This is a genomic window from Corynebacterium simulans, from assembly GCF_001586215.1.
Taxonomy (GTDB): Bacteria; Actinomycetota; Actinomycetes; order Mycobacteriales; family Mycobacteriaceae; genus Corynebacterium; species Corynebacterium simulans.
On the sequence record NZ_CP014634.1, the window covers coordinates 2,539,925 to 2,561,788 of the forward strand.

Sequence of the window (21,864 nt, forward strand, 5' to 3'; positions counted from 1 at the left end):
CTTTAAGCAAAAGAGTTAATCACCGGGTTCCACTCCCGGAATGCGCGCGCGGTAACAGCGCCGCAGACAAAGAATGGATCTTGGTCCATAATTTTGATGGCTTCGGCAACCTCGGTGGCCTCATCGGCAAATTGTAAAACGATGAGCGCACCGCCCTTGGAATCAGTAAAGGGGCCGGAGCCTAAAATGATGCCTTTTTCATTTAGGCCACCGATGAATTCGCGGTGCGCTGGGCGGTTTTCCGCGATGGCTGGATTTTGCGGGTTGTATTCGTAGCTGACTGCGAAGTATTTCATGAACTTATCTTAAAGAGATGGGGGAGTTTGCCGCAGCGGCTTTAATAGGACAGGTAGGATAAAGTCCGTGAATCACTCTAGGGCTCGGCAGAAAACGGCGGCGGCGTCGGATGTAAATCCCCACGTTTCCAACTGGAATCTACCCAATATCCTGACGAGCTTGCGCATCTTATTCATCCCCGTATTCGTCTGGTTGGTGCTGGCCGGCCACGACTGGTGGGCGTTTGGTGTATTCGCCGCGTTGATGATTACGGACAAACTCGATGGCGACATCGCCCGTTCCCGTGGCCTCATCACCGACTTCGGCAAAATCGCCGACCCTATCGCAGACAAAGCCTTAATGACCGCGGCCTTCGTCTGCCTTAACATCATCGGCGTTTTGCCGGTATGGGTCACCGTGGTCATCCTTGTCCGCGAATTCGGCATCACCTTCTGGCGCATGGCCCTTCTGCGCCAGGGCAAGGTTGTCCCAGCGTCTAAAGGTGGCAAGCTCAAGACCGTCCTGCAGTCTCTTGCCGTGGCGATGTACCTGTGCCCGCTGCCGAGCTGGATGGACATTCCTTCCTTCGTGGTCATGCTTATCGCCGTCGTGGTCACCGTGGTAACGGGCGTGCAGTACCTCATCGACGGTAGGAAGCAGAACTCCTGATGTCTGCGCCCGCGCTTGTCGATGCCCTGCGCAACCGCCACCAGACCGTATCCTTCTGCGAGTCCTTGACTGCGGGCCTAGCGGCGGCCACGCTCGCTGCGGTGCCGGGGGCGTCGGCAGTCTTGCGCGGTGGATTAGTAACTTATGCCACTGAGGTGAAGTCTCACTTCTTGTCGGTTCCGGTCGAGGAGCTGGAAGCCCAGGGAGTGGTCTCTGCCAAAACTGCGCAGGCGATGGCCGAGGCTGCGGTGCGTGAGACCGGCGCGGACTGGGGGCTATCGCTGACAGGCGTGGCAGGACCTGACCCGCAAGAGGGCAAATCCGCGGGAACGGTCTTCGTGGGCATCGTTGGCCCCGGGGTTCCTGCCCGTGGCATACAACTGGAGCAGCTATCGGGCAGCCGTAACGCGATCCGTGAAGCCGCTGTGGAAGAGGTCTTGAGCCTGCTTCTATCAACTTTGAATGAAAATTAAGATTCTCGGGAACAAAGCCGGCCGCAGCGCCGTTGTACAGATTGATGAACACTACTACTGCACTTCTTGAAAAGCCTTTCAACGCCTCGGCAGGTGCTGTTGAGGCTCCCAAACGCGCGCCGGAGCCGCTGCTGCGTGAGGCTCTGGGGCTGACCCTTCGCGCATTCCGCGCCGACAAGGGCGTGACCCTGCGCGAACTTGCTAGCGTCGCGCGTGTTTCCCCAGGCTACCTTTCGGAGCTCGAGCGCGGCCGCAAGGAAGTTTCCTCCGAGCTTTTGGCCTCCGTCTGCCACGCTCTAGAGGTCAGCGTTTCTGACGTCTTGATTGAGGCTGCAGGTTTCATGGCGCTGCCGTCCATGGACGAGGAACTGGCAACCACCGCACCTGCTGCTTCGGAGCTTTAAAACTCTCCGCGTCTCACAGTGAACTTTATGCCTTCGGGCACCACAGTGGGGCGCGGATTTCGTTAGTATTGGTGGGGTAACGAAACACTTTTAGTCACGCGTTAAACGCAACTTAGGAAGGCTTAAACACACTAATGGCGAATCCATTTTCCAAGGCATGGAAGTACCTGATGGCACTCTTCGATTCCAAGATCGAAGAAAACGCTGATCCCAAGGTACAGATCGAGCAGGCCATCGAGGACGCACAGCGCCAGCACCAGGAGCTTTCGCAGCAGGCAGCTGCTGTCATCGGTAACCAGCGTCAGCTGGAGATGCAGCTCAACCGCCGCCTGAATGAGATTGAGAAGCTGCAGGGCAATACCCGCCAGGCGCTGGAGCTTGCTGATAAGGCTCGCGCTGCAGGCGATAACACCAAGGCCACCGAGTACGAGAACGCCGCAGAGGCCTTCGCCGCACAGCTGGTTACCGCAGAGCAGTCTGTGGAAGACACCAAGAAGCTCCACGATCAAGCCCTTCAGCAGGCAGAGCAGGCCAAGAAGGCCGTCGAGCGCAATGGCATGGCCCTGCGTGAAAAGGTCAACGAGCGTTCCAAGCTGCTTTCCCAGCTCGAGCAGGCGAAGATGCAGGAGAAGGTCTCCGAGTCTCTCAACTCCATGAACGAGATGACTGCTAACGGCAACACTCCGTCTTTGGATTCCGTCCGTGACAAGATTGAGCGCCGCTACACCAAGGCCCTGGGCCAGGCGGAGCTGGCGGAGAACTCCGTGGCTAACCGCATGCACGAGGTGGAGCAGGCAGGCGTGCAGCTGGCTGGCCACTCCCGTCTGGAGCAGATCCGTGCAGAGATGGGTTCCTCCAAGGCCGTTGAGGGCAACTCCCAGCAGGCAATCGAGGGCAACCGCACCGCTGGTTCTGCAGCGGACCAGGCGGCGCAGCCAAACGCCGCTGCTGATGACGCCGTCCAGGCCCGCCTGCGCGAACTGCGCGGCGAGCAGTAGCCTCTAGTTTTAAGAAGACCCTCGAGAACTTCTTTCGAGGGTCTTTGTGGATCTAGACGGTATCTAGTCTGTATCTAGTCGCCCACGCCGCGGGCTTGGAGTGCCTCGCCCATGGCTCGGGCGCGGCGTATCGAACGGATGACCACCGGAGTACCGAAAGCCAGCAGGGAAGTGCCCGCACCGCGGGCCTTGCGGGCGTCCATGACCTCTTGAACCGTGCCGAGCATCAGCGGCAGGAGGCGGATCGTAAGTGACATCGCCAGGCTGATGTTTTCCACCGGCAGCCCCAGCTTGCCAAGAGGCGCGAGCGCCTTCTCAAAAGACTCCATCATCTCCGAGACCTTAGTAGTCAGCGTGAGGAGCACTGCCGCGACGATGGCGGCATAAATGCTAAAGAAAGTAGTCACCGCCGTTTCAAGGTCTTGCTGCCACCATTGCAGCGCCGCCAGCGCTACGAGCAAATAGAGCGGGGGATAAAGCTGGTTCCAGGCCACGCGCGCAGGGATACGCGCGAGCGGGTAGACCGCAAGCGCGACTACCGCGCAACCCACGGCTACGGGAATGGTCTTTGCAAAAATCGTGGTGCTGATGATGAAAGCGATGAGCACCACAAATTTCACCCACGCCGGCAAGCGGTGGATGAAGGTATCGGCATCGACATAAAACCCAAGCGGAATATTCTGTGGCACGAATGTCTCCCTTTTCTACAGCGGGCGGGAGGCCATCAGGGAGCGATAGAACTCGATGACCTCAGCGGGCGCGCCGTCGGCAGCAATGCGGTGCTCATCGATGCAAATGACTCGGTCGAAATCGTGGATGAAATCCAAGTCGTGCGTGACCACGATAAGCTGCTGCTCCAGGCGCGCAAACTCGCGGCGGATGCGGTCGCGGTTGCGCAGGTCCAAAAGAGTGGTGGGTTCGTCGGCGATGATAAGCACCGGCTCCATCACGAGGACCGCGGCCAAAGCCAGCAGCTGCTTTTGCCCGCCAGAAAGCGTATGCGGCGACTGGTCTGCCAGCTCGCGTAGCCCAAAGCGCTCCAGCGCAGCATCCACGCGCGCGTTCCGCTCGGCCTTGCTGAGCTTTAGCCGACGCAGCGAAAAGGCGACGTCGTCACGCACGTTCGGCATCACAATTTGGTTCTCCGCATCGGAGAATACAAAACCGACCTTGCGGCGGATTTCTTTTCCGTGGCGGGCGACATCCGCGCCGTCGACAAGCACGGTGCCCGAGGTGGGCTCGCCTAGGCCATTGATGAGGCGGGTGAGCGTGGACTTACCTCCGCCGTTCGCGCCGATGATGGCAATGCGCTGCTCAGAAAGCGTGAGGTTTATATCGCTTAAAACCTCTTCCTCGTCGAAAGCGACGCTGACGTTCTGGAACTCGATGGTGGACATTTATGCCTTCTTGGGCTTGCGTCCCATCAGATCCGGAAACGCCGCGTGCACGCCAATCGCGATAACGACCATGACCGCTAGCTTTAGTGCGTCAGGGCCCAGGAATGGAATCTGTGCGAGTGCGGCCTCGCCCCAGCCCATGCCCGCGCGCAAGGCCATGCCGATGGTGCCGCAGGTGTATTGCACGAGCAGGCTGACGATGCCCGCGAGCGCAATGACGATGGACATGCCGGCCTTGTTGCGCGGGGCGCGGTAAGCAATCGCGCCGCCTACGGCAGGGGAGATGACATAGCCCGCGATGTAGCCCACAGTAGGCCCGGCCAGTGCGCTCAAAACGCTGCGGCCGCCTGCCAGGACCGGTAGGCCAACGAGGCCTAGAACGATGAAAAGTAGGCCTACGTAGAAGCCACGGCGCCCGCCCAAAATCAGGCCGGCAAGGGTGATGACGGCGTTCTGCAAAACGATCGGAACGCCGGAGACCGGGCTGGGGATCGAAACAAACGCGAAGACAATAATGAGAGCGGTAAAGACGGCAACGTAAGCGATGTCGCCCGCGACAGAGTTCTTCTTCATGTTGGGCAGATTACACGCCTGGCATTGCGGCTGGGAAACTCGCCTTTTGAACGGCGTTCAGGCGGGTGTGTTGAGCAGGGACTGGGGCTTGGAAGTTCGGCCTGTAGGATAGCGGGCATGCGATTGACGGAGTATCACCAACTGATAGTCGATGAATTCGGTGAATCCGAAGGCAAGTGGATAAGCCACTCCCACGTGCTGGCTAAATACGGTGAAACCGCCGACGAGCTCATCGAACGCGGGGTAGACCCAGGCGAGGTGTGGGAAGGCCTGTGCGATGATTTTGGTGTTCCGGAAAACCGCCGCCTGGGCGTGGACTATCCCACGCTCTAGTTGTTCGAACGCATTCGAAGACTTGTGAGTTAAAAACCGGGCGGACACGCAGGGTTTGTATTTTAGTTTCGAACACTTGTGTGTAAGGTGGTTTGGGGTGTCGGGCGTCGGCGCTAGCTTAGCTTTTGTTGCGGAACCGTAGGTGCGGTTTGGCAGTCTAAATCAATGAGCCTGTGGGATGCGCAGGTAAATCAACGTTAGGAATTAAAAATGGCAACGAAGAAGAAGTCCACCGCTGCGGCGGGCAAGGGAGATGACCGCCAGAAGGCGCTCGACGCCGCGATGGCGATGATTGAGAAGGATTTCGGTAAGGGTGCTGTTATGCGCCTTGGTGACGACGAGCGTCCCCCAATCCGCGCGATTTCCTCCGGTAACACCGCCATCGACATCGCACTGGGCATCGGCGGATTCCCGCGCGGGCGCATCGTGGAGATTTACGGCCCGGAGTCCTCGGGTAAGACCACCGTTGCGCTGCACGCGATTGCGTCTGCGCAGAAGGAAGGCGGCATCGCTGCGTTTATCGACGCCGAGCACGCCCTCGACCCTGAGTACGCTCGCCTTTTGGGCGTGGATACGGATAACCTGCTGGTTTCTCAGCCGGATACCGGTGAGCAGGCGCTGGAAATCGCCGACATGCTCGTGCGTTCCGGTGCTATCGACATCATCGTTATCGACTCCGTCGCGGCCCTTACCCCGAAGGCGGAAATCGAAGGTGAGATGGGTGACTCCCACGTCGGCCTGCAGGCCCGCCTGATGTCCCAGGCGCTGCGCAAGATGACCGGCGCGCTGTACAACTCCGGCACCACCGCCATCTTCATCAACCAGTTGCGCGAGAAGATCGGCGTCATGTTCGGCTCCCCGGAGACCACCACCGGTGGTAAGGCGCTGAAGTTCTACGCTTCCGTGCGCTGCGATATCCGCCGCATCCAGACGCTTAAGGATGGCCAGGATGCGATTGGTAACCGCACCAAGATCAAGATTGTGAAGAACAAAGTTTCCCCGCCTTTCAAGATCGCCGAGTTCGACATCATGTACGGCGAGGGTATTTCGCGTGAGTCCTCCATCATCGACCTTGGCGTGGAGCACGGCTTTATCAAGAAGTCCGGTTCCTGGTTTACCTACGAGGGTGACCAGCTGGGGCAGGGTAAGGAGAAGGCCCGTAACTTCCTGAAGGAAAACAAGGACCTGGCTGATGAGATCGAGAAGAAGATCTTCACCAAGCTGGGCATCGGCGCCGCGGCCGCGACGGGAGAGGAAGTCCACATGGACGTGCCCGGTGCGGACGATTCCTTGACGGATGACGCCGTCGATTTGGTTCCGAACGTCGACTTCGACGACGACTAAATGTCAAAGCCCGCCCCAGAAAAGCTCGAAAAGCTTCGCCAGGCGCTTGCCGAATATGAATCCGGCGCCGCTGGAGGCGGGCTTTTTGATGCCGAAGCAGAAGAAGCCAAAGCCAAGGTGCGCTCCCGCGCGCTGTTGCTGCTGGATCAGCGCGCGCGTTCGCGTAAGGAATTAAGTGATCGCCTCCTTGCCCTCGAATTCGACGCCGAGGTAGTGGAGATGGTCCTCGATGACCTAACGCACGTGGGCCTGCTTGACGACGCCACCTTTGCCAAAGAGTGGGTGCGCCAGCGCCATGCCCGCAGAGGTAAATCCGCGCGCGTGCTAGACCGCGAGCTGCAGGAAAAGGGTGTGTCCCAAGCCCTGCGGGGTGAGGCCTTGGAGCAGGTGACGGAGGAATCTGAGGAGTCCATTGCCCAGGCCTTGGCGGTAAAGAAGGCGCGCTCTGTGAAAACGGCGCCGACGGATCGGGCGGAGCGTGATAAATACTTGCGCCGCATCGTAGGCGTGCTGGCGCGGCGCGGTTTCAACCAAGGCATGTCCATGCGGATTGCCATTGCGGCGCTGGATGCGCGCATCGCGGAGCTGGAATCCTAGGGTTTATGAGTTGGCTGCTTTGGCCGATAGAATGACCCGACGTGAGTAATCCCCAGACTGAGGCGCCCCGCACCTACGAAGTGCGTACTTTTGGCTGCCAGATGAACGTGCACGATTCCGAGCGCATCTCCGGCTTGCTGGAGGAGGCAGGCTACTGCGCAGTCGACTCCGGCGACGAGCCCGACCTCATCGTCTTTAACACCTGCGCGGTGCGTGAGAACGCAGATAAGCGCCTATACGGCACCCTGGGCGCATTGAAGAAGACCAAGGAGAACCACCCCGGCATGCAGATTGCCGTGGGCGGCTGCTTGGCGCAAAAGGACAAAGACACCGTCCTCGATAACGCGCCATGGGTCGATGCGGTCTTTGGTACCCACAACATGGGTGCCCTTCCTACGCTGCTCGAACGCGCGCGCCACAATGACGAGGCCCAGGTGGAAATCGTTGATTCCCTCGAGGCTTTCCCTTCCGTGCTCCCTGCAAAGCGTGAGTCTGCCTACGCCGGCTGGGTCTCGGTCTCGGTGGGCTGTAACAACACCTGTACTTTCTGCATCGTTCCTTCCCTGCGTGGTAAGGAAGAGGACCGCCGCCCAGGCGACATCCTGGCCGAAGTCAAGGCGCTGGTAGACCAAGGCGTCTCCGAGGTCACGCTGCTGGGCCAAAACGTCAACGCTTATGGCGTGAATTTTGCAGACCCTGACCTGCCGCGCGATAAGTTCGCGTTCTCGAAGCTGCTGCGCGAGGTGGGAAAGATCGAGGGCTTGGAGCGTTTGCGCTTTACCTCGCCGCACCCGGCAGAATTTACTTCCGACGTCATCGACGCCATGGCCGAGACCCCAGCCGTGTGCCCGCAGCTGCACATGCCGCTGCAGTCTGGCTCCGACCGCATCTTGAAGGAGATGCGCCGGTCTTATCGTTCGAAGAAGTTCCTCGCCATCCTGGATGAAGTCCGCGAGAAGATGCCGCATGCGGCCATCACCACCGACATCATCGTCGGCTTCCCAGGCGAGACCGAAGAGGACTTCGAGGCCACCATGGAAGTGGTAAAACGCGCCCGTTTTGCCTCCGCTTTTACCTTCCAGTATTCGCCGCGCCCGGGTACCCCGGCGGCGGAGATGGAAAAGCAGGTCCCGAAGCACATCGTGCAGGAGCGCTTCGAGCGCCTCGTCGCGCTGCAAGACTCCATCCAGGCCGAGGAGAATGCGAAGCTGGTTGGCACCGACGTTGAGCTGCTGGTGCAGGCCGAGGGCGGCCGCAAGGCTGACAAAACTCACCGCCTGACCGGACGTTCCCGCGACGGCCGCCTCGTGCACTTTGCGCCTATCGACGCCGCCGGGACCGACATCAGCGCAGATATCCGCCCAGGCGACGTCGTGCATACCACCGTTACCGATTCCGGTTCCTTCTTCCTCGTGGCTGACTCCGGCGTTACCGAGCACCGCCGCACTAAGGCCGGCGACATGTCCGCAGCGGGGCAGACCCCAACCACCGCGCCTATCGGCGTAGGTTTGGGGCTACCGCAGGTTGGCGCCCCCGCCACCCAAGATTCCTGCGGCTGCTAAAGGAGTATTTCATGAGCAATCAGTACGACACCGCCCACGCCGCCGAGCGCGCTGCCGCCCAGAAGATGGAACTGGGAGGCTACAAAACCGCGCTCATCGTAGCGGTTGTCGCGTGGGTGGCGTACCTGGTTCTGCCTTATGCCGGCTCCGCTCAGGGCTGGGAGGTTCTTGGTCTGGGCAGCACGAGTGTGAAAATATCCATCATGGAGAACATCTCGGGGTGGTGTGCCCTGCTGGGCATCGGCGTGCTGACCAGCCTCACCGCCATCACCCGCCGCTTAAACTTCGGTCTTGCTGCATGGATGCTGGTGGCAATCTCGCTGTTTCTTAACCTCTGGGGCTTCTGGTACCGCGGCTCGACCGCGGACGGTGCCTCCATCGGCATGTGGGTCGGCGTGCTCGCTAGCCTGATTGCATTCTTGGCGTACTGCCGCGTGGCCTTTAGGCGCAGCCCCGAGCAAATTGCAGCGGCCGAAAAGGCCCGCGCCGCAGCCAGCTGCCTCGATCAAGTCGGCGTCCTGCAGACGGAGGCCGCGACCACACTTCCTCCGGAGGAGAATCCGCTGCTTATCGACGACCGGCGCCGCCGAGCGCACAAGCGTTAAGCCCCGAATTTAACTCCGGAGATGCAGCTCCCAGGCTGAGGACGTGGAAATAACCTTCGCACCTAGGTGCTTATAGATGCGGTTCATCGCCGGGTCCTCATCCGCTACCGAGCAATATGCCCGGCGCGCGTCCGGCCACCACCGCGCGACCTCGTGCAGTGCGTGCAGTTTCGCAGCCGTGGCCAGTCCGCGTCGACGCCTATCGCGGGCGGTGACCGTCAGCGTCCACTCACAGACCTCCGGGTCCGCATCCGCGTGCCGGGAAAGCTCCGTCAGCGCCACGATACGCCCGGCTTCCTCGACCGCAACCAGAAGAGTATGCGAGCGCCGTGCCCGCAGCCTGCGATGCGCCTCCTCCAAACGCTGCGCGGTCCAATAAATAGGCTCGGTGCTCAAATCGCCGTAGACCGCATCCGTGGAGGCCACGGTCAAAAGCTCCAGGATGTCATCCAGATACTCAGCGGGGATGTCATAGTCGGCAAAGACGTGAAATTTACGCGAGGCCACCGGGAAAGGCCGCGCCGGCGTATCCGGAAACTCCACGAACATCTGGTGCTCGGCGTGCTTTTGTGCAAAGCCCCGCGCGATATACGGGCCCGAGAACGGGTCATAAGAGTAGTCCGCATCGGCAGGGTAGAGCATGCCTACCTGTGCGACGCTGCGGCCGAGCCTATGGGCCAGGTCGAGGGCGGCGTCGACAAGCTGCTCGGCTACCCCGTACGCTTCCGCGGACAGCTCCTCGCCGGGCATGGGCAGCAGGCCCGCCGCGAGAACGCACTCGATTTCCGCATTCTGTGTTTCTTCAAGAAGAGGCAGCGAGATATGGATGAAGCCGTCGAAATCCAACTCCGGGCTGGGCTCCACCGCGGAAATAGTGGGCAAGCCCAGCGCGCCCACCTCCAGTGGGGTAGGAGAAGTTAGCCCAAAGAGATAGGTCTGCGACTCGTTCGAGCCCTGCAGGCGCTGGACCACCCGCGAAGGCGCAGAAGATGCGGCTGGGTCACCGCTGGCCTCCTGCGCATACAGGTTCGCGTCGAAGACGAAGCTACGGACGCAATCTGCTGGCTCTCCGCGGCCGGGGACAATCTGGACGAGCAAATTATTTGTCATTTACAGCAGCTGCCGCTGCGTCCGCGAACTCCTGCCACTGCGCGGCCTGGGCGCGCAGGTCCTGCTCCTTCTTGGCGTTGCCCTTGGCAGCGGCGGCGTCGGCTTGCGCGTTTAGATCGTCGACCTTGGACTGGAACTGCGCCACGCGTGCCTGAGCTTCGGGGTCGGTACGACGCCACTCGGAATCCTCCGCGGCGGAAACGCGCTTTTCCAGGGCCTCAATCTTGGCCTCGTATTCACGGACCTGGTTGCGTGGGACGAATCCAATTTCCTCCCACTTTTCTTGCAGCTCGCGCAGCTTCGCCTTAGCGGCCTCGATGGACTTGGAAGGATCGATCTGTGAGTCGTATTCCGCAATCAGGGCGTCCTTCGCCTGCGCGTTGGCGGCGAATTCCTTATCGCGCTCGTCGTTGACGGCGTTGCGAGCGGAGAAGAAGTGGTCCTGCGCAGCGCGGAACTGAGCCCACAGCTTGTCATCGGCCTCGCGCGGGGCGCGGCCGGCGGCCTTCCACTCGGTCATCAGGTCACGGTAGGCGCGCGCGGTGGCTGCCCAGTCGGTGGAATCCTGCAGCGCCACGGCGCGCTCGACGAGCTCTTCCTTGCGCTTGCGGGCCGCCGCGCGATTGCGGTCTAGCTCCGCGAAGTGCGCTCCACGACGCCTATTAAAGGAGTCGCGTGCTCGCGAGTAGCGCTTCCAGAGGGCGTCGTCAGTCTTGCGGTCGATTCCGCGAATCTGCTTCCACTCCTCGAGGATGGCGCGGATGCGATCTCCCGCGGCCTTCCACTCGGTGGAGTTCGCTGCGATGTCCTCGGCCTCTGCCGCGAGCTTCTCCTTGGCCGCGATGCCTTCCGTGCGGCGGCGCGCTTTATCGGCCTGCGCCTGCTCGCCGGCGCTTACGGAGTGCTCGATGACAGCGCCCAAACGCTTGTCCAAGGCCGCAATATCGCCGATAACGGCAGCGGTAGGCAAAGACTCCCGCAGCTCCGCGGCGGTGGCCTTGATGGTTTCCGCCTCGCCCGGGTGCGCCTTCAAACGTGTTTCCAGCAGCTCAATCTCGGTGGAAAGGTCATCGTAGCGGGCACCATAGTGCGCCAAGCCCTCAGCCGGGGTGCCGGCCTGCCACTCGCCAATCTTGCGCTCGCCTTCGGGAGCATTGACGAAGACGGAACCGTCTTCCTCCACGCGGCCCCATTTGGCCGGATCATTCTTTGCGACCTTAGCCGCCGGCTGTGCGCCCGGGCGAGGGCCTGGACGAGCACCCTTCTTGGGCATTGCACCTGGGGTTGGGATAGACATGGTTGAAACCGCCTTTATGAAAGTCGCGCCGCGCGTCACGGCTGCCTAGAGTGTTCTCCCTAACAGTACCTTCTCCTGCATTAGGATGAGTTGAGCAATGTTAAATCTTTTGATTATGCCTTCCTCGCCGGCCTTGGCGGAGGAATTATCTCCCGCAGATGCCCCTAGCCGCGCGCTATTAGGCGCAGCTCGGCAGCTGGTCCGCGAATACGCGTCGGCCAATGAGGAGCTGGTGTTAGACATCGTTGGCTCCAGGGATGCACGCTGGCATACGGCACATACAGGTTCCCTGCGCGCGTGGGGTGCCCCGAGCGTGCAGCTGGGCGAGGGCAATTACCTGCCGGAGCTTATGGCGCGCTACATGCTTGCAGGCGGTCCGGATTATCGCGTGGGCGAGGTCCGCGAGCACCTGGGCACCCCACGCGCGGGCGTTCTCACCATAGTGTGCGTAGACGGCAGTGCCGGGCTTACCCAACGCGCGCCGCTCGCGCTTATCGACGCCGCCCCTGCGGCCGCCCAGTGGTGCGAATCCCTGCTAGCGGGCGCGGACGAAAGCTGCGATGAAGAAAAGCTGCGGGCCGCCGGCGTCGAAGAGACTGCTCTGTGGGCAGAGCTCGCGGCGCTGCGGCCGGTAAAAGCGGAACTGCGCGCGGCGGATTCGACGCTGGGCGTTGGACGATACGTGGCGGGGTGGCAATGCTAAGACCAATCGCAGTCGTAGGGCCTACGGGTTCGGGTAAAAGTGACTTGGGCGTGCAGCTCGCGCATGAGCTAGACGGCGAGGTTGTCAACGTCGATTCCATGCAGCTCTACCGCGGCATGGACATCGGCACGGCGAAGCTCACGATGGAAGAACGCGAGGGCATCCCGCACCACCAGCTTGACGTCTGGGAGGTCACGGAGAAGGCCTCCGTCGCGCGCTATCAGGCAGACGCCATTGCCGACGTCGAGGCGATCATGGCCCGCGGCAAAACGCCCATCCTCGTGGGTGGCTCGATGCTCTATGTCCAGGCGCTCGTCGACGACTGGCAGTTTCCACCCACCGACCCTGCAGTTCGCGCGAAGTATGAGCAGCGGAGGGTGGAAATCGGCGTCGATAAGCTGCACGCGGAGCTTGCAGAAGTAGATCCGGCCGCGGCCGCCATCATCGAGGACAAAGACCCGCGGCGCACCGTCCGTGCGCTGGAGGTCATCGAGCTAACCGGCAAACCCTTCAAGGCCAGCCAGCCGCCGAAGGACGCGCCGCCGCGCTGGAACATGCTGCTGCTGGGCCTGCGCACGCAAGCAGATTGGCTCAACCCGCGCATCGAGCTGCGCAGCCGACGCATGTTCGAACGCGGGCTCGTAACGGAGGTCGAGCGCCTGCAAACACAAGGCCTCGTAGAAGATTCCACTGCCGGCCGCGCCATCGGCTATGCGCAGGTATTCCAAGCTCAGCGAGGAGAACTGACCTGGGACGAAGCCATAGAGCGCACGATTACCGGAACGCGGCGCTACGTGCGCCGCCAACGCTCTTGGTTTAACCGCGACAAGCGCATCAACTGGCTGAATGCGGCCGCCGATACTCGTGGGCAGGCGCTGCGTATTATTGAGGCATGAAATTTGCCAAGGGACACGGTACGGAAAACGATTTCGTCATTATCGAAGACCATGACGGCCAGCTAGAGCTTAGCCCCGAGCGCGTGCAGCGCCTGTGCGATCGCCGCGCCGGAATCGGCGGCGATGGCCTGCTGCGCGTGGTCCGCGCGGGAGCGCTGAGGGAGCCGCTCGCAGACGGCATCGCGGACGAGGATTGGTTCATGGACTACCGCAACGCCGATGGTTCCGTCGCCGAAATGTGTGGCAACGGCACTCGCGTCTTTGCCCACTGGGTGCGCTCCCGCGGCTTGGTGCAGGCCGATACCTTCACCGTCGGCACCCGTGCCGGTGCGAAAACGGTGACGGTGCATTCCTTCGATGAGTTCGAGGCGCAGGTTAGCGTGGAGATGGGTGCTGCGCGGGTAACCGGAGTTTCCACGGCGTCGATGGCAGGCGAGAGCTTTGCGGGCCTCGGTGTCGACGTGGGCAATCCGCACCTGGCAGCGGTCATCCCGGGGCTTTCGGCAGAAGGCCTGGCCGAGATGACCTTCGAGCAGCCGACTTTCGATGAGTCCTTCTTTCCCGAGGGAGTCAACGTTGAGGTGCTGACTCAGCTTGCTGAAGGCGCCGTTTCCATGCGTGTCTTCGAACGCGGCGTCGGAGAGACCCGCTCTTGCGGCACCGGCACCGTGGCGGCCGCATGCGCCGCGCTTGCCGACGCCGGCTACGGCACCGGCACCGTCAGCGTCCATGTTCCCGGCGGCACGGTGGAAGTGGAGATCTTTGACGAAGACTCGCGTCTTACCGGCCCTTCGCGCATCGTGGCAACTGGCGAGACCGCGCTTTAGTCTTTGTAGTGCGTGCCGAGGGAAAGGGCCGCGCGGCGGGCGGCGAGCCAGGTCTCGCGCAGCTCGGTGGCGCGGTCATCGGTAACCCTTAAGAGGGATTCCAGCTCGTCGGTTTCGATGTCTGTGCGGTATACGCGGATGTCCAAGCGGCTTAAAAATCGCTTGGCGCCGTTTAATTCGTAGCGGAAGGCCTCGATGGTGGGATCCGTGCAATCCAGATCCAGCAGCGCGGGGCGGTGCAAAGTGCGGTCTGCAATGGCATCGGTATTTTGCGAATTGCAGAAGGCGTCGAATTCAGCGATCACGTCGCGGATATCGTCCGCGGAAAGATCGATGGAGGTGCGCAGGGCGGCGTGCTCGGAGGCGTCGGGACGTGCAGAGGCGAAAAGCCATATGGCGCCTGCCACCAAGAGCGAAATGAAAAGGCCAGGCAGTTTCAGGGTCACGATGAGCGCAACGGCTGCCACCACCGCGAGGGTGACGGCGAGCATATGACGCCCTGTCGAGTCCATACCTGGCCCTTCTTCGTTTTATTTAGTGGCATCCGCCAGAACCGCAGGAGCAGCCGCCGTCGGAGCCGCAGCCGCCGGTGGGCATTTCGATTGAAGCCGTCAGCATACCAGTTCCAGCCAGAACTTCATCCTTGGCGGGAAGCTTACCGAAGCTGGCCGGTAAGCAGAGGTCGAACGGGAAGACGCCGTCCATGACCAGGTGCATGAACTTTTCGCCGGTAAGCTGGTTTTCGCGCCACTCGGATTCCATCACGCGGGCGGCGAATCGGCAGCCCGGGGTAGGCGCCGCTGCGCCGGAACCCTTCGCGACAATCTCTGCGCCTTCAGACTCGAAGGCCGCCGGGTAAGTATCAAACTCCGCCTCGTAGTCTGCGGCGGAGGCATAGCGTTTCACGCCGAAGCCCATGACGCTAAGGCCTACCTGCTGCCACGGCTGGGTTTCTTCGTCTGCCAGCAGCGGACCCTGCGCGAGGTTAGCGGTGGCCTGTGCGAGAACGGTGCCGAATGGGTCCAGGATTTCCATGAAAGCCAGCACGTCGTTGACCATGGACACATGCGCAAAGCCCTGCGTTACGGAATCGAAACCGATGTAGGTGGCAAAAGGCTCGACCGCGAGGATATTGATCTGCGCACCGGACGGGTCCGCGAATTGGATGAGCTGACCGTCGCGGATCTCGCCGGTGACGGTGAGCTGGTTGGTGGAAATGGCTGCCTCAACGGCGTCTTGCCAACGCACAAAGTTCAGGCCAATTGCCTGCATCTCAGTATTGGCAGTGGAGGCGGGGGAAGTTTCGGTCATAGTGGCTATTGTATCTCCGCAGACTTTAGCTACTAAAAATTGGGGTTTTAAGCCTGCGACGTGCAAGAATAAAAGCAACATGAACGAAAATCACGAAGAACTTCTCGCGCAGGCTTTTGGTGAGGAATTCCAGCCCACCACGGGCGACCTCGACCTAGCCGAGCGCAATGCCTTTCGCCGCGTTTCCACCACCATCCGCGCTGAGGACACCACCGACGGCTATGAGGTGGAGTACCGCAAGCTGCGCCTCGAGCAGGTCGTACTCGTGGGCGTATGGACCGAAGGCACCGTCGCCGAAGTAGAGGCCACCATGGCCGAGCTTGCCGCGCTGACCGAGACCGCCGGCGCCGAAGTCGTGGAAGCGATTTACCAAAAGCGCGAAAAGCCCGACCCTGGCACCTACATCGGCCGTGGCAAGGTCCAGGAACTCAAAGAAATCGTCGAAGCCACCGGCGCCGACACCGTCATCTGCGACGGCGAACTGCAGCCCGGCCAGCTTTCCGCCCTAGAGCGCGAGCTCAACACCAAGGTCATTGACCGCACCATGCTGATTCTGGATATCTTCGCCCAACACGCGAAGTCCAAAGAGGGTAAGGCGCAGGTCTCGCTTGCACAGCTGGAATACCTCTATACCCATACCCGCGGTTGGGGCGGCAACCTCTCGCGCCAGGCGGGTGGCCGCGCGGGCTCTAACGGCGGCGTCGGCTTGCGCGGCCCCGGCGAGACCAAGATTGAGTCCGACCGGCGCCGCATCCGCTCCGAGATGGCGCGCCTGCGTAAAGAGCTGCGCGGAATGAAAACCGCACGTGATATCAAACGCTCGAAGCGTCAGGCGTCGACAATCGCGCAAATTGCCATCGCCGGCTACACCAACGCGGGCAAGTCTTCCCTCATCAACGCGATGACCGGCGCAGGCGTGCTGGTGGAAAACGCGCTTTTCGCCACCCTTGACCCAACCACCCGCCGCGCAGAGCTTGCCGACGGCCGCCAAGTCGTCTTCACCGACACCGTCGGCTTCGTGCGCCACCTGCCCACGCAGCTGGTGGAGGCCTTCAAGTCCACCCTCGAGGAGGTCTTGGCTGCAGATATCATGCTGCACGTGGTCGATGGCTCCGACCCGTTCCCGCTGAAACAGATCGAGGCTGTCAACAAGGTCATCTACGACATCGTGCAGGAAACAGGCGAGCAGGCGCCGCCGGAGATTATCGTCATCAACAAGATCGATAAGGCCGATCCGCTGGTGCTTGCTGAGATTCGCCACGTGCTCGACCGCGAGAACGTGGTCTACGTATCCGCGCACACCGGCGAGGGCATTGATGAGCTGACCTCGCGTGTTGAGCTTTTTCTCAACTCCCGCGATGCGCACGTGCGTTTGCTGGTGCCTTTTACCCGCGGCGATGTTGTCTCCCGTGTGCATGCCGAAGGCACTGTTTTGGGCGAGGAGTACACAGGGGAGGGCACGCTTGTCGACGTCCGCCTGCCTGCCTCCATTGCCCACGAATTGGCGGAGTACGTTGCGGAAGAAGTTTCCTAAAACGCCGCTGGTGGGCCATAATGAAGGCTCGTGAGTACTTTTGGTTGGCGCCTGCACGGCGATGGTAAGAATATTGCACCTGGCGCGGTAGTAGCGCCTGAAGAACGCTTGAGCTGGGGCCGCACTATCGGCATCGGCATGCAGCACGTGGTGGCTATGTTTGGCGCCACGTTGCTGGTTCCCACCTTGACCGGTTTCCCGGTTAATACGACGCTGCTGTTCTCGGGCATCAGCACTATTTTGTTCCTGTTGGTTACCCGCAATCGCCTGCCTTCCTACCTGGGCTCTTCTTTTGCCTTCATCGCACCGCTGACGGCGTCGCAGCAGTATGGCATCAGCGCGCAGGCCGGTTCCATTTTGGTGACCGGTGCAGTGTTGATGGCCGTCGGTTTCGTGGTGAAAGCTGCGGGGCGCCGTGTGCTGGACGCGGTGATGCCGCCGGCCGTGACCGGTTCCATCGTGGCGCTCATCGGCCTGAACTTGGCGCCGGCGGCCACGACGAACTTCCAGACCCAGCCGCTCGTTGCAGCGATTACCCTGGCTGCTATCGTCCTGGCAACCGTGGGCGGGCGCGGCATGGTCTCCCGCTTGGGCATCCTCATCGGTGTCGTCGTGGGCTGGGTCTTTGCGGCGCTTACCGGAAACCTGGCGGAAGGAACCGCGCAGACCATCCGCGATGCTGCCTGGATTGGCTTCCCGCAGTTCCACTCGCCGGAGTTTAAGTTCTCCGCCATCGCCGTTGCGCTGCCAGTGCTGGTGGTGCTGATTGCAGAAAACATTGGCCACGTTAAGGCCGTGTCTGAGATGACGAAGCGCGACCTCGATGACCTAGCTGGCGACGCGCTTATCGCCGACGGCCTCGGCACCGCCATCGCCGGCGGCTTCGGCGGTTCCGGCACCACAACTTATGCCGAGAACATCGGCGTTATGGCCGCGACTCGCGTGTACTCCACGGCGGCCTACTGGGTGGCTGCGGTCTTCGCCATCTGCTTGGCCTTCATCCCGAAGTTCGGCGCGCTGATTTTCACCATCCCCACCGGTGTGCTGGGCGGGGCGACCCTCGTACTTTACGGCCTCATCGGCATGCTGGGCATCCGCATCTGGATGGATAACAAGGTCAACTTCAACAATCCGGTGAACCTGACCTGTGCTGCGGTGGCGTTGATTGCGGGTATCGGCAACCTGACGTTGAACGTGGGTTCCGTTTCCCTCGAGGGCATCGCTTGGGGCTCCATCGGCGTCATTGTGGTCTACCCTGCGGCGAAGTGGCTCTACGAAACCCTTGGTGAGGGCAAGGGCGCCAAGTACTAAAAGGGGATACGTCACCAATCTTGCCCCTTTTCGGGGTGAATTCGGCGAAGTTATCCACAGGCAAAAAAATTGCCTCTTGTGGGGTTTGGTGAGGGCTTTTTAGGCTCAAAAACCATGAACGCACTAGCAGACTTCCTCGCAGCCCAGGCGCCAGGCATGGCCATTCTTGCCGGCGCCCACGGGCGCAGCGAAGCACAGCTCGTGCAGCTCGGCGCGTCGAACTTACAGGCCCGCGAGCTTATCTATCTGGCGGGCATCTATTTTGGCCCCACCTCCTCTTCGCGCCGCCAGCGCAACGCGCAGCGCTCAGAGCATAGCCTGTCCACGCTGACGATGATCGAAGGCTACATTTCCCGCATCCCACGCCAACGCGATAAGTGGAAAGTACGGGAAGCACTCTGCGCCAGCACCCTTCCCGCGGACAAGCTGAAGGCAAAAGCCCGCGCGATGGCGAAAGAATACGCCAAGCAACCACAGGAAGGGGTGCGGATTACGCGGCGTCGCCAAGCGCTGTGGTCCCTGACCGTTACCGGCAAGCAGGACATGATTGCCGATATCTTCTCTGCCTTAAAACCGGAAGCGCCCGTCCAATCCTTTTATGAGGGATTCTTTTCCGGTGCGCACAAGCCGGTGGCGGGCTCCCACGTCGTCATCACTCTGGATGAGTTCGTGGAAATCGCGCAAGGCGGCGGAGAGGAAATCCTGCTTCGCATGACCAACGGCGCGAGCATTTCTGGCGCGGATTTCGTCTCCCGCGTGCTTTCCGCGCATGGATTGGTCAGCCTCGTGCATCCTTATGAAGGGCCGGTCAATCTTTATCGCACGCGGCGGTTTGCTAATGAAAAGCAGCGCCTGCTGGCCGCGGCCGAAAATCCCACGTGCGCGTGGCCGGGCTGTAATCACCCGGCGGATAGTGCGCAGGCCCATCACCTCACCGCTTGGGCTAGGGGAGGCGATACGAACATCGGAAACCTCGTAACCTGCTGTGCGTATCACAACGGAATAAATGACGACTCTCCGCCTGGAAGTTCGCCGAAAACTTCCCGTGGAAAGCTAGCTCGCATTCGCGGAAAAACCACCTGGTTGCCGCCGTGGGCTTCGCCGGTGAGCTAGAGCCCCCGCCACGCGCGGGCGCTTTGGCATGCCCAAAACTTAAAAAAGACTCCCAAGCTTTAAAGCTCGGGAGTCTTTTAAAGCTAACGCTAGGAAGCGTCGAGGTCCTGCTCGATGAGAGCGGCGATCTTCTCGACTGCTTCTGCATTCTCGGAGGTAACGGTAACTTCGTCACCCTGCTCAGCGCCCAAGGCCATGATCATCAGGGAGGAAGCTGCGTCGGTCTCTTCGTCGTCATCGCCCCCGACGAGGGTCAGCAGAATGTCTTCGTCATAAGCCTCTGCAGCGTCTGCGATGATGGACGCAGGACGTGCGTGCAGTCCGACGGAAGAGCCAACCTTTACGGTCTTAGATGCCATGATGATAAGTCCTTTCGACTATGTGAGATTTCGTGCCTACAAGTGTACGCGTTATGCCGCGGCCTTGGCAGCCTCCGCCTTGGCGGCTGCTTCCTCGACGGTCTTGTTCGGCCAGAATTGCTTCAGGGCGATGACCGCCAGCGCGGAAACCACGACGCCCGCCGCGATAGCCACGACATAAGCCCAGGCCGGGTCGATGGCAAAGAAGACAAAGATGCCGCCGTGTGGGGCACGCGAACCGACGCTCAGGGCCATCGACAGTGCACCGGTGGTGGCGCCACCGAGCATCATCGCTGGGATGACGCGCAATGGGTCAGCGGCAGCGAATGGGATGGCGCCCTCCGAGACGAAGGAGAGGCCGAGTAGCCACGCGGACTTGCCGTTTTCCTGCTCTGCCGGGGTAAACAGGTTCTTGCGCAGGAAGGTCGCAATCGATAGCGCAATCGGCGGAACCATGCCGGAGGCCATGACGGCAGCCATGATCTCCATGGAGGCCTGGTCGCCGGTGGAAAGGCCGGCGGTGGCAAACAGGTAGGCCGCCTTATTGACGGGGCCGCCCAGGTCGAAGCACATCATCAGCCCGAGGATGATGCCCAGCAGCACGGCAGACGAGCCGGACATGGAAGAAAGCCAGTTCTGCAGGCCTTCCATAATTGCGGCCAGCGGAGCTCCGAGCAGCAGGTACATCAGCAGACCGGTGATAAGGCTGGTCAGCAGCGGAATGATGACAACCGGCATCAGGGAACCGATCCAGCGGGGGACCTTCCAGTTGCCGATCCACATGGCGATAAGCCCCGCGATAAGACCGGTGACCAGGCCACCGATGAAGCCCGCGCCGAGGGTGACGGCGATGGCGCCGCCGGCGAAACCAGGAGCGATGCCCGGGCGGCCGGCAAAAGCGAAGGCGATATAGCCCGACAGTGCCGCAACGATAAAGCCCATGGCTGCTTGGCCGATGGCAAAGAGCACCGCACCGATATAGAGCAGGAAGCCGGAGCGGTCGAAGGTCATCATCGCGCCGTCGACCTCAACTTGGTGGCCGGGCAGGTTGGTCAACGAGTAGTTGGTGGAAATCGCCTGCCAACCGTTGGCCATGTCGTATCCGCCGAAGAGGAAGCCGAGGGCGAGCAAAAGGCCGCCCGCGGCCACGAAAGGCACCATGTAGGACACGCCGGTCATGATCGCCTGCTGGATGCGCTTGCCCCAGCCGAGTGCTTCGCCTTCTTCTCCGCTGCCTGATGCGCTTCCTGACGCGCTTTCCGATGTCGCCGTTCCCGCCACGCGCCGCGCATTCGGGTTCTTGGCAGCGGCGACCGCCGCATCGAGCATGACGCCAGGCTCGTTGATGGCGCGCTTGACGCCGGATTCGATGACGGGCTTGCCGACGAAGCGTTCGCGTTCACGGACTCCGACGTCGGTGGCGAAAATGACGGCGTCAGCGGCGTCGATCACCGATTGCGAGACGGAGGTGTTATTCGAGGAGCCTTGGGTCTCGACGGTGAGGTTTATGTCGGTGCGCTCTGCCGCGGTTTGGGTCAGGGCGTCGGCAGCCATGTAGGTATGCGCAATGCCGGTGGGGCAGGCGGTGACCGCGACGATGTTGGTGGCTGCGTTCTCGGTAGTTGGTGTTGCGGTAGCGGACGCCGCCGTAGCGGCGGAAGTTGACGCCGCGGAAGCAGAATTCGCGGGCTTCTTTGGCTTTTCCGCGTTGACCACATCCAGCACCAGCTTGACGATTTCATCCTTGGTCGCCGCAGTACGCAGCGCCTCTAGGAAGTCCTTCTTGACCAGTGCGCGGGCCAACTTGGAAAGGATCTTTAGGTGTGCCTTACCGCCACCGGCGGGGGCAGCGATGAGGAAGACCAACTTGGCGTCGCCGTCGGGACCGGAGAAATCGACACCGCGGGAAAGTCGCGCGAAGGCCAGCGTTGGCTCGGTTACGACCTCAGAGCGGCAGTGTGGAATAGCAACGCCTCCGGGCACGCCGGTGCCAGCCTTGGCCTCGCGGTCGATGGCCGGTTGGGCGAGACCCTCGGCGGAGGTCGCGCGCCCCGTCTCGTGCACCAGGGTGGCAAGGTTAGTGATGACAGATTCGACACTGTCGCCGAAATCGGCGTCCAACGCGACCAAGTCTGTCGTGATGAGATTGGATGCCATGAGGGCACTCCTTTA

At 61.4% G+C, this 21,864-nt stretch carries 25 protein-coding genes; 15 read left to right on the plus strand and 10 right to left on the minus strand.

Features of this window, described 5'->3' with window-relative positions:
* Nucleotides 1-2 precede the first annotated feature (2 nt).
* A complete protein-coding gene (locus WM42_RS11855; protein ID WP_062038595.1) occupies nucleotides 3-296 on the minus strand; it encodes a YciI family protein in 294 nt (97 codons plus the stop codon).
* Between the two features lie 67 nt (nucleotides 297-363).
* On the opposite strand from WM42_RS11855, the gene pgsA reads away from it, so the two are divergent.
* From pgsA to WM42_RS11875, 4 genes are all read left to right on the plus strand, one after another.
* Nucleotides 364-945: a CDP-diacylglycerol--glycerol-3-phosphate 3-phosphatidyltransferase gene (gene pgsA / locus WM42_RS11860; protein ID WP_062038598.1), complete on the plus strand. Its 582-nt coding sequence runs from the start codon at nucleotides 364-366 to the stop codon at nucleotides 943-945.
* Nucleotides 945-1,418 carry a CinA family protein gene (locus WM42_RS11865; RefSeq protein WP_062038601.1) on the plus strand — a complete coding sequence of 158 codons (474 nt, stop codon included), beginning with the start codon at nucleotides 945-947 and terminating at the stop codon, nucleotides 1,416-1,418. Before pgsA ends, WM42_RS11865 begins: the two co-directional genes overlap by 1 nt.
* Nucleotides 1,419-1,462: 44 nt before the next feature.
* Entirely contained in the window at nucleotides 1,463-1,822 is a 360-nt protein-coding gene (locus tag WM42_RS11870; RefSeq protein ID WP_061923073.1) for a helix-turn-helix domain-containing protein, read from the plus strand.
* A gap of 134 nt (nucleotides 1,823-1,956) precedes the next feature.
* Complete coding sequence (locus tag WM42_RS11875; RefSeq protein ID WP_061923070.1) at nucleotides 1,957-2,820, plus strand: PspA/IM30 family protein; 864 nt, start codon at nucleotides 1,957-1,959, stop codon at nucleotides 2,818-2,820.
* 74 nt (nucleotides 2,821-2,894) lie between these two features.
* On the opposite strand, the gene WM42_RS11880 is transcribed toward WM42_RS11875, so the two are convergent.
* From WM42_RS11880 to WM42_RS11890, 3 genes are read right to left on the minus strand one after another with little or no spacing between them, the layout of a single operon-like run.
* Nucleotides 2,895-3,509, minus strand: coding sequence for an energy-coupling factor transporter transmembrane component T family protein (locus WM42_RS11880; protein WP_061923066.1), 615 nt, complete (start codon nucleotides 3,507-3,509; stop codon nucleotides 2,895-2,897).
* A 15-nt stretch (nucleotides 3,510-3,524) separates the two neighbouring features.
* Nucleotides 3,525-4,217: an energy-coupling factor ABC transporter ATP-binding protein gene (locus WM42_RS11885; RefSeq protein WP_062038604.1), complete on the minus strand. Its 693-nt coding sequence runs from the start codon at nucleotides 4,215-4,217 to the stop codon at nucleotides 3,525-3,527.
* Nucleotides 4,218-4,790 carry a biotin transporter BioY gene (locus WM42_RS11890; protein ID WP_062038607.1) on the minus strand — a complete coding sequence of 191 codons (573 nt, stop codon included), beginning with the start codon at nucleotides 4,788-4,790 and terminating at the stop codon, nucleotides 4,218-4,220.
* Nucleotides 4,791-4,907: 117 nt separating this feature from the next.
* Between WM42_RS11890 and WM42_RS11895 the strand changes: the two genes are divergently transcribed.
* The 5 genes from WM42_RS11895 (at nucleotide 4,908) to WM42_RS11915 (ending at nucleotide 9,231) form a co-directional block, all read left to right on the plus strand.
* Nucleotides 4,908-5,123, plus strand: a complete 216-nt coding sequence (locus WM42_RS11895) for a DUF3046 domain-containing protein (protein WP_062038610.1) — start codon at nucleotides 4,908-4,910, stop codon at nucleotides 5,121-5,123.
* A gap of 210 nt (nucleotides 5,124-5,333) precedes the next feature.
* Nucleotides 5,334-6,467: a recombinase RecA gene (gene recA / locus WM42_RS11900; protein WP_061923051.1), complete on the plus strand. Its 1,134-nt coding sequence runs from the start codon at nucleotides 5,334-5,336 to the stop codon at nucleotides 6,465-6,467.
* Entirely contained in the window at nucleotides 6,468-7,064 is a 597-nt protein-coding gene (gene recX, locus WM42_RS11905; protein ID WP_062038613.1) for a recombination regulator RecX, read from the plus strand.
* A gap of 101 nt (nucleotides 7,065-7,165) precedes the next feature.
* A complete protein-coding gene (miaB, locus tag WM42_RS11910) occupies nucleotides 7,166-8,626 on the plus strand; it encodes a tRNA (N6-isopentenyl adenosine(37)-C2)-methylthiotransferase MiaB (protein ID WP_062039475.1) in 1,461 nt (486 codons plus the stop codon).
* Between the two features lie 11 nt (nucleotides 8,627-8,637).
* Nucleotides 8,638-9,231, plus strand: a complete 594-nt coding sequence (locus WM42_RS11915; RefSeq protein WP_062038617.1) for an Rv2732c family membrane protein — start codon at nucleotides 8,638-8,640, stop codon at nucleotides 9,229-9,231.
* Nucleotides 9,232-9,240: 9 nt separating this feature from the next.
* Here the strand turns inward: WM42_RS11915 and WM42_RS11920 are convergent, their stop codons facing one another.
* Both WM42_RS11920 and WM42_RS11925 read right to left on the minus strand, forming a co-directional pair.
* Nucleotides 9,241-10,341: a GNAT family N-acetyltransferase gene (locus WM42_RS11920; RefSeq protein ID WP_235591266.1), complete on the minus strand. Its 1,101-nt coding sequence runs from the start codon at nucleotides 10,339-10,341 to the stop codon at nucleotides 9,241-9,243.
* Nucleotides 10,331-11,638, minus strand: a complete 1,308-nt coding sequence (locus WM42_RS11925) for a DUF349 domain-containing protein (RefSeq protein ID WP_062038620.1) — start codon at nucleotides 11,636-11,638, stop codon at nucleotides 10,331-10,333. The genes WM42_RS11920 and WM42_RS11925 overlap by 11 nt, the downstream gene beginning before the upstream one ends.
* 97 nt (nucleotides 11,639-11,735) lie before the next feature.
* Here WM42_RS11925 and WM42_RS11930 point away from each other — a divergent pair, with 97 nt between their 5' ends.
* The 3 genes from WM42_RS11930 to dapF are packed head-to-tail and all read left to right on the plus strand — an operon-like array spanning nucleotide 11,736 to nucleotide 14,064.
* A complete protein-coding gene (locus WM42_RS11930) occupies nucleotides 11,736-12,341 on the plus strand; it encodes a hypothetical protein (protein WP_062038622.1) in 606 nt (201 codons plus the stop codon).
* Nucleotides 12,335-13,237: a tRNA (adenosine(37)-N6)-dimethylallyltransferase MiaA gene (miaA, locus tag WM42_RS11935; RefSeq protein ID WP_062038625.1), complete on the plus strand. Its 903-nt coding sequence runs from the start codon at nucleotides 12,335-12,337 to the stop codon at nucleotides 13,235-13,237. The genes WM42_RS11930 and miaA overlap by 7 nt, the downstream gene beginning before the upstream one ends.
* Nucleotides 13,234-14,064, plus strand: coding sequence for a diaminopimelate epimerase (gene dapF, locus WM42_RS11940; protein WP_061923034.1), 831 nt, complete (start codon nucleotides 13,234-13,236; stop codon nucleotides 14,062-14,064). Before miaA ends, dapF begins: the two co-directional genes overlap by 4 nt.
* Here dapF and WM42_RS11945 read toward each other — a convergent pair.
* Nucleotides 14,061-14,576, minus strand: coding sequence for a hypothetical protein (locus WM42_RS11945; RefSeq protein ID WP_062038628.1), 516 nt, complete (start codon nucleotides 14,574-14,576; stop codon nucleotides 14,061-14,063). The two genes, dapF and WM42_RS11945, sit on opposite strands and share 4 nt — an antisense overlap.
* Nucleotides 14,577-14,598: 22 nt before the next feature.
* On the minus strand, nucleotides 14,599-15,375 hold the full coding sequence (locus tag WM42_RS11950) for a hypothetical protein (RefSeq protein WP_062038631.1): 777 nt from the start codon (nucleotides 15,373-15,375) through the stop codon (nucleotides 14,599-14,601).
* Between the two features lie 79 nt (nucleotides 15,376-15,454).
* Between WM42_RS11950 and hflX the strand changes: the two genes are divergently transcribed.
* From hflX to WM42_RS11965, 3 genes are all read left to right on the plus strand, one after another.
* Nucleotides 15,455-16,909 (plus strand): GTPase HflX, encoded by a 1,455-nt coding sequence (gene hflX, locus WM42_RS11955; protein WP_062038634.1) that lies wholly within the window; start codon nucleotides 15,455-15,457, stop codon nucleotides 16,907-16,909.
* Between the two features lie 30 nt (nucleotides 16,910-16,939).
* Nucleotides 16,940-18,220 (plus strand): uracil-xanthine permease family protein, encoded by a 1,281-nt coding sequence (locus tag WM42_RS11960; protein WP_062038637.1) that lies wholly within the window; start codon nucleotides 16,940-16,942, stop codon nucleotides 18,218-18,220.
* 114 nt (nucleotides 18,221-18,334) lie between these two features.
* Nucleotides 18,335-19,333: an HNH endonuclease signature motif containing protein gene (locus WM42_RS11965; protein ID WP_062038640.1), complete on the plus strand. Its 999-nt coding sequence runs from the start codon at nucleotides 18,335-18,337 to the stop codon at nucleotides 19,331-19,333.
* Nucleotides 19,334-19,422: 89 nt separating this feature from the next.
* Here the strand turns inward: WM42_RS11965 and WM42_RS11970 are convergent, their stop codons facing one another.
* Both WM42_RS11970 and WM42_RS11975 read right to left on the minus strand, forming a co-directional pair.
* Nucleotides 19,423-19,692: an HPr family phosphocarrier protein gene (locus WM42_RS11970; RefSeq protein WP_062038643.1), complete on the minus strand. Its 270-nt coding sequence runs from the start codon at nucleotides 19,690-19,692 to the stop codon at nucleotides 19,423-19,425.
* A gap of 51 nt (nucleotides 19,693-19,743) precedes the next feature.
* Nucleotides 19,744-21,849 (minus strand): PTS fructose transporter subunit IIABC, encoded by a 2,106-nt coding sequence (locus tag WM42_RS11975; RefSeq protein ID WP_062038646.1) that lies wholly within the window; start codon nucleotides 21,847-21,849, stop codon nucleotides 19,744-19,746.
* Nucleotides 21,850-21,864: the final 15 nt, after the last annotated feature.

What these genes read in the sequence shown, in the direction of transcription:
- WM42_RS11890 (WP_062038607.1), bottom strand. Translation starts at nt 4,790, where the DNA reads ATGAAGAAGAACTCTGTCGCGGGCGACATCGCTTACGTTGCCGTCTTT.
- dapF (WP_061923034.1), top strand. Translation starts at nt 13,234, where the DNA reads ATGAAATTTGCCAAGGGACACGGTACGGAAAACGATTTCGTCATTATC.
- WM42_RS11885 (WP_062038604.1), bottom strand. Translation starts at nt 4,217, where the DNA reads ATGTCCACCATCGAGTTCCAGAACGTCAGCGTCGCTTTCGACGAGGAA.
- miaB (WP_062039475.1), top strand. Translation starts at nt 7,166, where the DNA reads ATGAACGTGCACGATTCCGAGCGCATCTCCGGCTTGCTGGAGGAGGCA.
- WM42_RS11855 (WP_062038595.1), bottom strand. Translation starts at nt 296, where the DNA reads ATGAAATACTTCGCAGTCAGCTACGAATACAACCCGCAAAATCCAGCC.
- WM42_RS11975 (WP_062038646.1), bottom strand. Translation starts at nt 21,849, where the DNA reads ATGGCATCCAATCTCATCACGACAGACTTGGTCGCGTTGGACGCCGAT.
- WM42_RS11965 (WP_062038640.1), top strand. Translation starts at nt 18,335, where the DNA reads ATGAACGCACTAGCAGACTTCCTCGCAGCCCAGGCGCCAGGCATGGCC.
- WM42_RS11875 (WP_061923070.1), top strand. Translation starts at nt 1,957, where the DNA reads ATGGCGAATCCATTTTCCAAGGCATGGAAGTACCTGATGGCACTCTTC.
- WM42_RS11930 (WP_062038622.1), top strand. Translation starts at nt 11,736, where the DNA reads ATGTTAAATCTTTTGATTATGCCTTCCTCGCCGGCCTTGGCGGAGGAA.
- WM42_RS11920 (WP_235591266.1), bottom strand. Translation starts at nt 10,341, where the DNA reads ATGACAAATAATTTGCTCGTCCAGATTGTCCCCGGCCGCGGAGAGCCA.
- WM42_RS11865 (WP_062038601.1), top strand. Translation starts at nt 945, where the DNA reads ATGTCTGCGCCCGCGCTTGTCGATGCCCTGCGCAACCGCCACCAGACC.
- WM42_RS11950 (WP_062038631.1), bottom strand. Translation starts at nt 15,375, where the DNA reads ATGACCGAAACTTCCCCCGCCTCCACTGCCAATACTGAGATGCAGGCA.
- WM42_RS11870 (WP_061923073.1), top strand. Translation starts at nt 1,463, where the DNA reads ATGAACACTACTACTGCACTTCTTGAAAAGCCTTTCAACGCCTCGGCA.
- miaA (WP_062038625.1), top strand. Translation starts at nt 12,335, where the DNA reads ATGCTAAGACCAATCGCAGTCGTAGGGCCTACGGGTTCGGGTAAAAGT.
- recA (WP_061923051.1), top strand. Translation starts at nt 5,334, where the DNA reads ATGGCAACGAAGAAGAAGTCCACCGCTGCGGCGGGCAAGGGAGATGAC.
- WM42_RS11925 (WP_062038620.1), bottom strand. Translation starts at nt 11,638, where the DNA reads ATGTCTATCCCAACCCCAGGTGCAATGCCCAAGAAGGGTGCTCGTCCA.
- recX (WP_062038613.1), top strand. Translation starts at nt 6,468, where the DNA reads ATGTCAAAGCCCGCCCCAGAAAAGCTCGAAAAGCTTCGCCAGGCGCTT.
- WM42_RS11895 (WP_062038610.1), top strand. Translation starts at nt 4,908, where the DNA reads ATGCGATTGACGGAGTATCACCAACTGATAGTCGATGAATTCGGTGAA.
- WM42_RS11915 (WP_062038617.1), top strand. Translation starts at nt 8,638, where the DNA reads ATGAGCAATCAGTACGACACCGCCCACGCCGCCGAGCGCGCTGCCGCC.
- WM42_RS11945 (WP_062038628.1), bottom strand. Translation starts at nt 14,576, where the DNA reads ATGGACTCGACAGGGCGTCATATGCTCGCCGTCACCCTCGCGGTGGTG.
- WM42_RS11970 (WP_062038643.1), bottom strand. Translation starts at nt 19,692, where the DNA reads ATGGCATCTAAGACCGTAAAGGTTGGCTCTTCCGTCGGACTGCACGCA.
- hflX (WP_062038634.1), top strand. Translation starts at nt 15,455, where the DNA reads ATGAACGAAAATCACGAAGAACTTCTCGCGCAGGCTTTTGGTGAGGAA.